7 protein-coding genes and 2 pseudogenes are annotated in these 13,598 nt (G+C 47.0%); 5 read left to right on the top strand and 4 right to left on the bottom strand.

All coding sequences use genetic code 11. The features are described from left to right. Nucleotides 1–12: 12 nt before the first annotated feature. A complete protein-coding gene (locus tag IQ257_RS14925) occupies nt 13–828 on the top strand; it encodes a carbonic anhydrase (RefSeq protein WP_193875233.1) in 816 nt (271 codons plus the stop codon). Between the two features lie 192 nt (nt 829–1,020). Here the strand turns inward: IQ257_RS14925 and lnt are convergent, their stop codons facing one another. Continuing rightward, on the bottom strand, nt 1,021–2,670 hold the full coding sequence (lnt, locus tag IQ257_RS14920; protein WP_193875235.1) for an apolipoprotein N-acyltransferase: 1,650 nt from the start codon (nt 2,668–2,670) through the stop codon (nt 1,021–1,023). 364 nt (nt 2,671–3,034) lie between these two features. Beyond that, on the bottom strand, nt 3,035–3,589 hold the full coding sequence (locus tag IQ257_RS14915) for a pentapeptide repeat-containing protein (RefSeq protein WP_193875237.1): 555 nt from the start codon (nt 3,587–3,589) through the stop codon (nt 3,035–3,037). A 549-nt stretch (nt 3,590–4,138) separates the two neighbouring features. Between IQ257_RS14915 and IQ257_RS14910 the strand changes: the two genes are divergently transcribed. Continuing rightward, on the top strand, nt 4,139–5,851 hold the full coding sequence (locus IQ257_RS14910; RefSeq protein WP_193875239.1) for an alpha-glucosidase: 1,713 nt from the start codon (nt 4,139–4,141) through the stop codon (nt 5,849–5,851). A 66-nt stretch (nt 5,852–5,917) separates the two neighbouring features. Beyond that, a pseudogene (locus IQ257_RS14905) lies at nt 5,918–6,361 on the top strand (Uma2 family endonuclease); the annotation flags it as partial. A 32-nt stretch (nt 6,362–6,393) separates the two neighbouring features. Here the strand turns inward: IQ257_RS14905 and IQ257_RS14900 are convergent. Next, complete coding sequence (locus IQ257_RS14900; protein WP_193875243.1) at nt 6,394–7,359, bottom strand: YegS/Rv2252/BmrU family lipid kinase; 966 nt, start codon at nt 7,357–7,359, stop codon at nt 6,394–6,396. Nucleotides 7,360–7,681: 322 nt separating this feature from the next. Here IQ257_RS14900 and IQ257_RS14895 point away from each other — a divergent pair, with 322 nt between their 5' ends. After that, complete coding sequence (locus tag IQ257_RS14895) at nt 7,682–8,596, top strand: hypothetical protein (RefSeq protein WP_193875245.1); 915 nt, start codon at nt 7,682–7,684, stop codon at nt 8,594–8,596. 247 nt (nt 8,597–8,843) lie between these two features. Here IQ257_RS14895 and IQ257_RS14890 read toward each other — a convergent pair whose 3' ends face one another. Next, nucleotides 8,844–11,933: a PAS domain S-box protein gene (locus IQ257_RS14890; protein ID WP_193875247.1), complete on the bottom strand. Its 3,090-nt coding sequence runs from the start codon at nt 11,931–11,933 to the stop codon at nt 8,844–8,846. Nucleotides 11,934–12,373: 440 nt separating this feature from the next. On the opposite strand from IQ257_RS14890, the pseudogene IQ257_RS14885 reads away from it, so the two are divergent. Beyond that, nucleotides 12,374–13,598, top strand: a pseudogene (locus IQ257_RS14885) (DNA mismatch repair protein MutS); the annotation flags it as partial.

Raw genomic sequence — 13,598 nt, 5'->3', positions numbered from 1 at the left:
GGCTAAAATATCATGAAGTTGACCCCCAATAAACTACCCGTCGCTTTGACTGGAATTTTTGCTTCAGTTGTGGCTTGTGTTTCGGCTATTCCTCTCGGACTACTGTCGGACATTAAATCCTCACAGGCCTCACCGGACTTTACTTATGGAGGTAGTAATAATCCAACAAGGTGGCATGAATTAGACCCAAGCTGGGCAGTTTGTGAAAGTGGAACAAAGCAATCTCCTATCAATCTAAAAGAATCGCTTCTTGATCTTGGTGGTCTCCTATTTTCTGGTAACATTACGTTTAATTATCAACCGATAACTAATCCTCTGATTCAAAATAACGGTCACACAATTCAAGTGAATTACCCGTTCCCATCAAACAGCACCATGACAATTGCAGGGAAAACGTATCGGTTAGTTCAGTTTCACTTCCATACTCCTAGCGAACACTGGTTAAACGACGAAGCAGCGGCAAAAGAGCTACACTTGGTTCACCAAGATGATCAAGGTAAATTGGCAGTGGTTGGCGTCTTTATCGAACCAGGTAGTAGTAATAGTGAGCTACAGACTGTTTTGGCTAATATGCCCCTACAGGAAGGAAGCACTATGGCAACTGGTACTATCAATGCTAATAATTTTCTCCCACCTAACAAGTCCTATTTCACCTATAACGGTTCTCTAACAACGCCACCTTGTAGTGAAGGAGTCAAGTGGATTGTTTTAAAGAATCCAATTACAGCATCTCAAGCACAGATTGATTCATTTACAGACCTTTATCAAGTCAATGCCAGACCGATTCAAGACCTTAACTTGAGAAACATTGACTATAGAGAGGATTAGGTTGATCTAAAAGTCTGTCTGAGGATAGCGCCTTTATTAAACTAAGCCACCTATCTTGACACTCCCACGCTTAAAAAGACGTGGGATTCTTCGTTTCACGAGCCAAATTGACTCACCGTTCGCCTTTACAAGATTTTTTGACAACCGCTTTTTTATCTGCCATCTGCCTTGTTTCTACCCAAGTGTAACTATTTAACTAGACTTGATCTGAGCGGTTAACGCTACAGCCGCCAACCCCAATAAAACAGGAGTTAGCCAATCTCCCCAACGCACATAAAGTGTCCGCGTTTGTCGCCGATAAATCGTATCAGCATGAATCTCATAGGTGTTAATCCCCGATAACCATAGGGTTCTGCCGTGAGGATTTACAATGCCAGAATAACCCGTATTCGTAGCTCGAACTGCCCAGCGATCGCTTTCAATCGCCCGCATCACATCTTGTGCATGGTGCTGGGCTGGCATAGTCTTACTGTAATGGGCATTATTAGATGCACTCAGGATAAACTCACCGCCTTGTGCTGTCTGACGCCGGAAATGCTTGGCAAAGGCGGATTCGTAGCAGATACTTGCGATCGCTTGCCCAAAAGGTGTATCAAAGGTTTGATTAGGCTGACCGGCAGCTAAGTGGGCATCTAAAGGAGAAAGGCGGTTAATTAACTTGCCCAACGCTTGTTCAAAGGGAATGTATTCCCCCAAGGGTACTAATTTCACTTTGTTATAGTGACTGACTGTTTCTCCCGTACCCGTAACAGTAAATAGGCTATTAGTCAGACTCTCTCCTTTTTCTCCAAACGCTCCCACCCAAGCCAGAACACCTTTGTCTAAAATGGCTGAATAGAAAGAACTGCGCAGTCGAACCTGCTCTTTCCACAAAAAAGGCAAAGCGGTTTCCGGTGTCAGCACCGCTTCAACTCCCTCATCTGCCAAGGTTTTGTAGCCTGTAGTGTAGCCTTCAATCGCCTTTTGCCAACCCGCCGGATAAAGTTTGATGCGGTTGGGAATGTTTCCCTGAATAATCCCTACCTTCAGTGCGGCTTGGGTTGGCTGTATTAAAGGGCGGCTGTAGAGTCCAAAACCAATAAGGTGCAAGACAACGAACAACCCAGCCGCCAAACCTAAGTAGATGAGGGGTGATTGGACATTGAAAAAACCGACTTTTGAAGGCTTACTGTAGAGATAGCGAATCCCCGCTTCCGCAATCAACCCATTGACTGCCACAATTGCAGCGGTAACGGTTGTTGGACCCGATAGCTGACCCAGGTGTAAAATGACTAGATTATGGGGACTCTGGGTATAGGATAGGGAAGTCCACCACAGGGAACCCGCGCTCCACAGCGACTCTAAGCTACACCACAAAGCCGTACCCACGAGGACGCGAGTCAAAATTCTGAATGTTGTGAGGGTAGAGGGGTATAGCCATTTTGAATTTAACAACGTCATCCCTGCTGCCCAGAGAGCGACTAAGATAGCTCCCCAAAGGGTGATGAATGCCCAACAAAAAAAAGCGATCGCAATACTCGCCAACCACGGCACTCCCATCCAATCCATGGGATGAACGCCGGTAATCCAAGATAGTGATAAACCGTGATAGCCGATTCCCCACACTAAACCATACCTAGCAGCTTGACAGAGGGTAGTGATTAGGGATTTTGCATTACCAGAAGTCCCGCCCGTGGAGGTATCTTGCCCGTACAGGAGTGAAACCGCAATCCACAGGGGAGCCAGCGCTATCCACCCGAGGAACCAAGCTTCTACAGGTGACGGGGTGAGTCCCATCAGAATACCGCCGATTAGAGAGATGAGTAAGGGAGACACTTGCCAGAGTCGCTTGGGTAGTTTCATGCTAGCTATAGGTTTGGGGCTTGGGAAGAATTACAGGCACAAGATAATTTTAAGCAAAGTTAAAATGCCTTGCTTCCAAAGCCCTAAGCCGCCCACGAATGTCTTCTTTAACAGAATCACTCCGTTGCGATATCTCTGGGCAAGAGTTTCTCGCGATCGCTAACTTGTGATATGCTAATTAATGTCTAGTCCTTCTATTTGTCCCGGCGATCTCTCACGCTTGGGGTTTCCTAAAAAGACGGTTCTAGGCTTAGTTTATGCTTATTCAAAATAAAAATAATAGTCCCCTGAACTCTGACCTTTAGATTGAAGCCAAAGTAACAGGGGAAAAATCATCATCCTATTTAAGGTAGATTTGGAGTTTTTATTCCAGACAATCGCCGTGCCAACTTACCCAGTGATGTGAGACGCCGCAACACTTCGTTTCTCCATCCAGTTCGCTGTCTGTTAGATTGGTTCCGCTCAAGTCAGCACCAACCAAGTCAGCACCACTCAAAGAAGCCCCATTTAAGCAAGCATTCTTTAGAGCAGCCCCACTTAAGTCAGCTCCTCCCAAGTCAGCATTTGTTAAGTTCGCGCTAGTTAGGTTCGCTTGGTGCAGGTTGGCGCAGCGCAAATCAGCTCGACTCAAGTCAACACCACTGAGATTAGCTCCAGTTAAGTCAGCACCAATCAGGTTGACTTCTGTCAAGTTTGCCCCAGTTAAGTCAGCGCGAATCAAGTCAGCGTTGGTTAAGTTAGCTTGATGGAAAGATGTGCCACTCAAGTCAGCACCACTTAAATCAGTACGACTTAGGTCAGTACGACTTAGGTCAGCTCTGCTCAAGTTAACACCTTTTAGATTAATCCCTGCCAAACTCGCTTCCTGAAAATCTAACTCTCTAGCAGCATATCGATTCAAAAGTTCTTGGGTTTTCATATCTAAACCGTTCCTAAATTCTCAAAGAGTTGCGGCTATCAATTCCGTCTAGCCTGCGGTTGCCGTGCGATTTGAAGGCATGAACGCAATTTAGCCGCGATATTTATTCAGTTGAACAATCCTCACATCACATCGAAGGCAGCATTATTTTTATCTGCCTACTTTTCACCAGTTGCGCGATCGCATTGGCTGAAGTTGAAATTCATGAATTTTAACCAGTTTGCACCCAAAGCTATTTGCATTGGGTGTTAAGTGTGCTAACCAGTGGTAGCGGTTCTTAAACTTGTAACTAACTTTACAGAATAGCTTACAGCAAACCTTAGAGTTTAGTTCTAAAGTGTAACAGAAATTCATCAGAATTTCTTACCCCTCAATCTGATTGTGCGAAATTCTGCTTGGTGATTCTATCGTACTAAGATGAGTCCAAGGCAAAAGGTTCTGATTTTTCCGCAGATAGGCAGGGAGATACCCTGAAAATTCCTGCCTATGGTGTGTTTTTTGGCAATCTACCTCCGACATAAGCTGGAAGTTGAAGAATTTTTCTAGCCTATGTCAGCTCAGTCAACTCTCAATCTACAGTCCAAAACGCGCAGTCTAAATCAAAAATCAAACAATTGGTGGCGCAGTGCCGTTATTTATCAGGTGTATCCCCGCAGCTTTATGGACAGTAGCGGAGATGGAATTGGTGATCTCAACGGTATCCTCCAGAAGCTTGATTACATCGCCTCCTTGGGGGTTGATGCGGTTTGGATTTCGCCGTTTTTCAAATCCCCGATGAAGGATTTTGGCTATGATATCTCTGACTATTGTGCGATCGAGCCAATGTTCGGCACGATGGAGAATTTCAAAGACCTGCTTAAGGAAGCTCACGATCGCGGTTTAAAAGTTCTCATCGATCAGGTGTGGAACCATACCTCTGACCAGCATTCCTGGTTTCAAGAGAGTCGCAGCAGTCGGGATAATCCTAAAGCAGACTGGTATGTTTGGGCAGACCCCAAAGACGATGGCACACCACCCAACAACTGGCTAGCAACCTTTGGCGGCAGTGCTTGGACATGGGACGCCCAACGGCAACAGTACTACTTGCACAGTTTCTTAATCGAACAACCTGACCTCAACTGGTACAACCCGGAAGTCGTGGAAGCCATTCTAGACGTGGGTCGGTTTTGGCTGGATATGGGTGTCGATGGTTTCCGACTAGATGTGGTCAACTTTTTCATGTACGATCGCCAACTACGGGATAATCCACCACGACCCAAAGATATGCCGCGACCGGCTGGTGCAGGTGCTAATGACCCTTTTTTCTCGAACTGGAATAAATACAATTTCTGCCAACCGGAAAATATCGAAATCCTAGAACCCATTCGGAAATTGATGGATGAGTATCCAGGCAGGACTACCCTGGCAGAAATTAGCAGTGCTGAAGATACTATCCTCACGTCCAGCGAATACGTTCGGGGAGAAAATCGCCTGCACATGGCTTACAACTCAGCCTTGATGCACGATTCGCCCTTGACCTGCGACCGACTGCGCGAGATGATCGAGCGAGTTGAAACCTATTTTCAAGAGGGCATCATCTGCTGGACTGGCGGTACCCATGATTTCCCCCGCCTCAAAAGTCGCTGGCGCAAGTTTCTCATTGACGATGAATTCACCCACGAAGCCTTTGACCATATGTTTGCCGCATTGCTGCTTTCGTTGCGGGGTAGTTGCTGCATTTATCAAGGTGATGAACTGGGTCTAACTGAGGCAACCATTCCCTTTGAAAAGATGCAAGACCCCTTTGGCATAAAAGGTTATCCTGATATTCTTGGCAGAGATGGTGCTCGCACGCCCATGCCTTGGCAGCAAGATGCTCATAACGCCGGGTTTACCAAAGCTGTAGAATCGTGGCTACCCATTCCAGATGAACATCTGCCCCACGCAGTTGATCAGCAGGAACATGAACCTATGTCGCTGTTGAATAAGTATCGCCGCTTGATGGACTGGCGTAAAAAACAGCCCGCCTTACTTAAAGGCAACCTAACCTTAGTGGATACACCGGAACCCCTAGTCGGTTTTACCCGAAAATGCGACGAACAACACCTGTTGTGCTTGTTTAATTTAAGTCCGATTGCTGTTCACTATAACTTGTCAGCTTATCCAAACTGTGTGGCAGCCGACGAGACAGATTTTGTGAGCCGACAATATGACCACACCATCGAAATTGCCAGTTATGGTGTGTTTTTCGGTACTCTTCTGTCGGAAAGTGGTAATAGGTAATAGGTGAGATTGGTGCTAGGGTAGGCATCTTGCCTGCCCTACCCAAGGTTAATCGGGATAATTTGAGATTTGGTCAAAATCCTTTTAGAAGAATTAGATATTGAGTTTTGGCACCTCGGTTCAACCACGTTCAAAAATAAAGAAATGGTCAAAGGGATAGAACCTGATGACTGTTTTTACATTCAAAATGAGGCAGCAGTGCGTGGTAAAAATCGGCTGGATTTAACCGTAGATCCACCTCCCGATTTAGCACTAGAAATTGATGTAACGTCTCGCACTCATCCGAGCATCTATGAAGCGCTGAAAGTTTCTCAACTGTGGCGATTTGACAAGGGAAAGTTACAAATTAACGTGCTGAGAGAAGGGGAGTATGTCCAGTGTGAATCGAGTCATATTTTTCCCAACTTACCCCTGATTCAGGTGATTCCCCGCTATCTCAACCAGTGTCGGAGTTTAGGGAGAAACAAAACAATGAAGGCGTTTAGAGCTTGGGTGAAAGAACAAGTTTAGATTAAGAGTTCATTGAAATTCTGACTTCTTTTCTACCGCTTTGGCTTAACCGTTAATTCCCCTTCGGTAAATTTTTCCAATTTTTTAAGAACTTTTTCTTTTTCTGACATCGGGACAAATACAGTCAAACCACCCGGAATACATTCCACTTCAATGGGTGTTGTGTCAGTCACTTCTCCATCCAAGACAACTTTCTGAGGAGGATGTGCTGTTACTTTAATGCGTCGAGCTTGTAGGTATCCTATATCCTCATACTCACCGCTTTTCCTTTGAAATGCTGACTGTATTAACTGGTAAGATGCTGCGATCGCACTAAGCTGATCTTGGGGAGCAACAATGGTTAAATCGAGCAACCCATCATCGAAAACCATCTCTGCCCCTCCGTGAGCGAGAAATGATGTCGGCGGTGCTATGTTCGCTACCGTAACTGCTGCTGCCGTCACCGTAATAATTTCTTCGTCCGCTTCAATCTTCGCCTCAAATGTCTCGAATTCTGACAATTGTTGAAATCCCGCCAAAAAGTAAGCTAACGAGCCAAATTGGTTTTTTATGTCTCGGTTTGCCTTTTCGACTACTTCAGCCTCAAATCCAACCCCTGCTAGCAGCACCATTGGCTTCTTATTGCATCGACTGATATCAATTGTCCGTGTTTCCCCTTCTAGAATCGTCTGACACGCTTCCTCAATGGTGTTAGGAATTTCCAATGCTAAAGCTAAGGCATTCGCTGTACCGCCTGGAATGACTCCTAGGGGAATATTCGTTTTTATTAATTCTCCAGCCGCCTCCGATACAGTGCCATCACCGCCAGACACAATGATAGTAGAAGCTTTCTGAGCGATCGCTTTACGGGTCAGTTGAGCGGCATCAACTTCTTTGGTAGTTAACCAAATATCGAGATTAAACTCTGGCTCCAATAGTGCCTGAATTTTACACAAATCTTGATCGGGGTTCCTCTTTCCGGCAACGGGATTGAAAATGAGACAAGCAGAACGCTTCATCTGTAACTTTAACTTTAATTAGAGGCTGGCAACGTGAACTATGACAGATTTTTATAGTCGAGTTAAGCCTGTAGTCAGCAGTAATCCAACCTTAAATCTACCTATGCCTATCCAGGATAGTGATCTCTCTGAAATACTCAATCAATCTTCAGGAGGATATCAAACTTTCCTTTGGGTAGAGGTTAACCTAGGTTATCATCGTTAAGCTTCATCTAGCTAAAACGAATGAATCGTGCTAAATTCTTCCAAAAATGTCGTTAAAGATGCCAGGAAGTTTCAATAGCGCGTTCTGAAACAAGTTTTTTATCCAGAAGGTGTAGATGTGAATAGTTTCGATCTCAGACTAACGTGTTCCTTGTTAAGTACTGCTGCTTTGATGATTGTTTTCGGTATGCCGTCAGTTCGAGCTGAAACGGTGGAGTCCTCTAGTCTGGATTCGCAATACGAGTGGCAGGATGTTTCGACCAGTGCTGAGAGCTTGAAACTACCTTCAACGGAAGTTGAATCAACTCTAGCAACAGATACAGCTCCAGTACTTAGTATTACCGATGAGGCTACCCTAACATCTCTATCAGCCAGTACCTTAACGCCTACTTCCGCGACAGTTATATCCGCAGAGGAAATAGTAGAAGCAACGGCAACTCCGATAGACGAAACTGCCTTCCGTGTCACTATATCAGAGCTAAACTTAACTACTGATACAGGCAAGACACTCCCAGACACTACCACCCAAAACCTTGCTCAAGAAACCGTGCCTCCTGCAGAACCATTCGACATCGACACGACAGATATTGATCCAGGTCGGGCAACTCGTTCTGGTTCCAGCTACATCGGAGTTGGTGGCAATATCGGACTCGGAGATGGAGATACCGCTCTTGGTGAAACTAGCTTCGCTGTATTCAGCAAAATTGGTCTGACGAGCAATATATCAGTCCGCCCCTCGGTCTTAATTGAGGATGAGCCGACCATTCTGATACCTGTGACGCTCGATTTTGTTCCTGCTGTCACTGATGTCACCGCAGATCTGACGGAAGACACTGGATTTAGGATAGCTCCTTACATCGGAGCTGGGATAGCAATCTCTACAGGGGATGACAGTTCCGTTGATTTCCTGGCTACGGGAGGTGTAGACTTACCGCTAAACGAGCAAATTACGGCAACGGCTTCTTTAAGTGCATCGCTGTTCGACAATCCGGCTGTAGGGTTGTTGCTGGGCGTCGGCTATAACTTCAGATAATCATCGGGCGGGAGAGCCTGAATAAAGAGTGTTGCGCGACCAGATACCCGACTTCTCGCTTGTAGTTGGGTATCTACGCTTCACTCCAACTTTTGACTGGAGATGTTGCCTCGGCTTGCCGCCAAAGAAGGGGATGCAATACTGCTCGGTTAAGAAAAATTGTAGGTTGGGTTGAGCGAAGTCGAAACCCAACCTACCTGCCCTTCTGCTCAAAGCTTATCCGAGCAGTATTGGAAGGGGATGAGGTTCACTGATTCATCAAAGCGGCAATTGCTCTGACTAACTCTTCGGGTTCAACGGGCTTGGAAAGATGCTGTTGAAACCCAGCCGCTAAAGCCTGTTGTTGGTCATGTTCTCCAGCATAGGCGGTGAGTGCGATCGCTACAATTTGTCCTCCTTGTTCGGGAGATAAAGTTCTAAGCTGGCGCATGAACATATAGCCGTCCATCTTAGGCATCCCGATGTCGCAAACTAATACATCCGGCAAAGACTGTTCTATCAGGTTCAAAGCTTCCATTGCAGAGGTAGCCACGCTCACCGTTGCCCCAGCTTCTTCCAGAATGAACGCCACCAGCTCCCGGACATCCGGCTCATCGTCTACAACCAGAATTCGCAACCCAGTTAGATGAGCAACCGAAGTCCCTGGTGGGTTGTCTTGGGGTGTTTCCGATGGAACTCGCATCAAGGGGAGTCGGACAGTAAACGTGGCTCCCTGTCCTTCTCCTGGGCTATCTGCTTCAACGGTTCCGCCATGTAATTCCACCAAATGGCGGACAATTGCCAATCCTAACCCCAGTCCGCCAAACTTCCGGGTTGTGGTAGAATCTGCCTGACGGAAGTACTCAAAGACATGAACTAAGAAATCTTGAGGAATGCCTTTGCCAGTGTCACGGACTTGGATTTGAGCCTGTGAACCTGCACGCTCTAGCTGGATGTCTACCTGTCCTCCTTCAGGCGTAAATTTCACGGCATTGGACAGTAAGTTCCATACCACTTGCTGGAGGCGAGCCGAATCTCCCAAAACCTTCCCAATTGTTGGGTCAAACACCATCTGGATTTGAATTGACTTAGCTTGTGCGGCTAAACGCACCGTTTCTAGTGCCCCTTCAATGGTTAGTGCCAAGTTAACCGGAGCCATATTGAGGCTGAGTTTACCTTGGAGGATGCGGGAAACATCCAACAAATCTTCAATGAGTTGAGTTTGCAGTTTGGCATTACGCTCGATGGTTTCTAAAGCTTTAGCCGTTTTTGCAGCATCTAACTTGCCAGTGCGAAGCAATTTCGACCAACCAAGAATGGGGTTGAGGGGCGATCGCAACTCATGAGACAATACCGCTAAAAATTCATCTTTAAGGCGATTGGCAGTTTCTGCTTCCTTCCGTGCTGCTCGCTCTCGCTCTAAGAATCGCTCTCGCTCTTGTTCGGCTTCCAGGCGATCGGTGATGTCCGTATTGGTGCCAAACCAGCGTAACACCTTGCCCGTTTCATCACGCACAGAAATGGCTCGGGAGAGAAACCAGCGATACTGCCCATCCTTACCCCGCAGAGGAAACGTATCCTCCCAGGTTTCGCCCATTTCAACACAAGTCCGAAATTTTTCCACCACACGCTCAACATGGTCTGGGTGATGCACCTTCTGCCAGCCCCAGCCTGCCATCTCTGCTAAGGTTGTGCCCGTGTAGTCGAACCAGCGGTAATTATACCAGAAAATCCACCCTTTTTCGTCTGCCATCCAAGCAAACTGAGCGATGTTATCGGCTAGAGTACGGAATCGCTCCTCACTCTCCCGCAGGGCAACTTCGGCTTGTTTGCGTTCGCTGATATCGAGAAAAGCGCCAATCACCCCACGCACCTCACCATTATCGCCATGTAGGGGAACCGCCCGTCCCCAAATGGAGCGAATTTTACCATTGTCAAAGACAAAATCGAATTCGTCTTCGATATCCTGTCCGGTTCGTCCGGCTTTCTGCATGGGTAAGTCATGCAGGGGAATATCCTGCCCATTTTTGTGAATTTTGAACGGGAAGGGGTATACTTCATCGGCTGGCGTTGCGGTTGCTACTGCGCCCAGGGGTAGCTCCACCAATTGATAAGCTGCCCGATTTGCCGTTATCTGTTGACATTGGGGATCATGGGCAATCCAAACCGCCGCTGGAACTGCTTCCATAAAGATTTCCAATTCTTCGGCGCGTGCTCTAGCCATTGCCTCACTTTCTCGCAAAGCGGCTTCTGTTTGCTTCACCTCATGAATATCCATCGCCGTGCCGTACCACTGGATCACCTGCCCGTTTTCATCTTTGAGGGGTACAATTCGAGCCAGATGCCAACGGTAGGTTTCATCAAATCCCTTGAGACGGCATTCCACTTCGTAAGCTTCACCCGCTTGAATGGCACGCGATCGCTTTTCTAGAGTCGGCTGAAAATCATCCGGGTAAATCACATTGTCCCACAAGCCAACACCCAACTCTAAATCGGCGATACCTGTATACTCCTGCCAACGTTGATTAAAAAACTGAATGTTACCCTCGGCATCATTCATCCACATCAGTTGAGATACGGCATTGGCAAGGGTACGATAGCGGTTCTCACTCAACCGCAAAGCGTCCTCAGCCTCTTTCCGTTCGCTCACATCGTGAAAGTAAACAGCCAATCCATCAGACAGAGGATTGATATGCACCTCAAACCACTGCTCTAGATTGATGATCCCATAGAATTCAAACACTACAGGGGCTTGGGTGTTGACGGCATGGTAAATATTATTTTCAAAAATAGTGCCTTTGACTTGAGGAAATTTTTCCCAAACCGATTGTCCCAGTAAGGTATCGGGCGAGAGTCCCAATATTTTCTCGGCTTGAGTGTTAACATAGGCAAACCGCCACTGGCGATCAAGGGTAAAGAACCCATCGGTAATACTTTCCAAGATGTCTGTGATGCTTTGGTTAGCCGTTCGCAGGGATTCTTCACTGGCTTGCAATTTCAAGAGGTTGCGATCCAGCCGCTGATTCGTGGTACGAAGGGAGCCACAGAGAATACTAATCAAAATGCACTCTAAGACAAATACCGCCTGCCGCACTCCACTGGATGGGTCAAGGGAGGGAAAATACCTAGGTTCCAGGAAAAAGTAATTGCTGATGAGTACAGCCAATCCAGTGGCTACTAACCCAGAGCGGATTCCCCCCTGCCAAGCACTCACCACAACGGCTCCAAAAAATAGGATAAATGGGGTTTTGGTCATGCTTGCCAGCGGATCAAGTGCCAGCATGAGTAGCAGCGACAATCCCACACTGAGGATTGCCGTGCTGTAAGGATGTCGTTGTAGGTAAGCGATCGCTGACATAGAATAATGAGCGATACTAGGTGGGGAAGCGCTATATATAAATAAGAATAAATAAGAAGAAATTTATCCAGTATAGACCCGCTAATTCAGGCGGAGGCTTCTCTGTCAGTCCAGAAAAGTTAAAAGACGATAGAATTCATTTTTTCTAGTATACTTTTACAATGGGGAAATGTGTGCGCCTGTAGATAATGAGTTGGACTTCTGTTTGCTCTTCTTCAAGATTGGTAGCGTGGGCTTTCAATATTTTTGGGACGAGTTCCTCTTGGGCAGCAAGTAATCGTTCTGCAGCTAAGTCTATCAACCTCACCAAATTGTTATATTGTCGCTCCCCGAAAGCCTCATGACTAGATACCTGAGCGTTATCCTCAATAAACCTTTAACACCAATCCCCCCATCCATAGGATAAAGTCGATAAGAACCAGGCAACTCTCAAACTTTCCATGAGCGGATACCCCAACGCATCTACTCCCCAATCCAACGGTGCTCCTTCCATTCGCGCTACCGAGAGAGCGTTGCGCGTAACTGCCGAAAATGCTGACCATCGGACAGTAGACCGCGAAAAGCTGACACCGATGATGCAGCATTTTGCTGATCTAAAAGACCAGTATCCCCATGCCATCTTGCTGTATCGGGTGGGTGACTTTTACGAAACCTTCTTTCAAGATGCCCGACGGATAGCCGAAGAATTGGAACTGGTTTTAACGAGTAAGGATGCAGGGAAAGGAGTTGGGCGAGTGCCGATGACGGGGGTTCCCCACCACGCCCTAGAACGCTACTCGACAATGCTAGTAGAAAAAGGGTATGCGATCGTCATTTGTGACCAGGTGGAAGATGCTTCGGTTGCTGCCAAAGAAGGGCGACAGGTGCGGCGGGAGGTGACGCGCATCCTTACCCCAGGCACATTGATGGAAGAGGGGATGCTGACGGCAAGGCGCAACAACTTCCTTGCTAGTGTGGTAATTGCTGGGAATCACTGGGGTTTGGCATATGCCGATATTTCCACCGGGGAATTTCTCACCACCCAATCGACGGATTTAGACCTGTTATCTCAGGAATTACTCCGTTTGCAGCCTTCGGAAGTCTTAATTCCTACCAATGCCCCCGATGTAGGTAGTATGCTACGACCGGGGGAAAAATCGGAACATTTACCGAATTGGTTCCCCAACTCCTTCTGCTACGCCTTTCGTCCCCAAACCCCTTTTAGTCAAGGTGAAGCTAGACAGCGACTGTTGGAACGGTTTAAAGTGCGATCGCTTGAAGGGATGGGGTGTGAACATTTGCCCTTGGGAGTTCGTGCGGCTGGTGGGTTATTGGAATATTTGGAAGAGACTCAAAAAGAAAACAATGTCGCCCTCCAAACCTTACGCACCTATACCCTTGCCGATTACTTAATTCTCGACCACCAAAGCCGCCGCAACTTAGAAATTACGGCTACCGTCCGGGATAATACCTTTCACGGTTCTTTGCTGTGGGCGATTGATAGAACGAGTACGGCGATGGGAGGTCGGGCATTGCGTCGCTGGTTGTTGCAGCCTTTATTAGATAGTAAAGGCATTCGGGCGCGACACGATACGATTCAGGAGTTGGTAGAAAATCCGGGACTGCGCGAGGATTTGCGGCAGCTACTGCGGGGGATTTACGATCTCGACCGTTTAACGGGACGGG

Source organism: Coleofasciculus sp. LEGE 07092 (genome assembly GCF_015207375.1).
In the GTDB taxonomy this organism is placed as follows: domain Bacteria; phylum Cyanobacteriota; class Cyanobacteriia; order Cyanobacteriales; family Coleofasciculaceae; genus LEGE-07092.
Note: the sequence above shows the minus strand (reverse complement) of the source record. Positions and strands in the feature narration are given on the sequence as shown.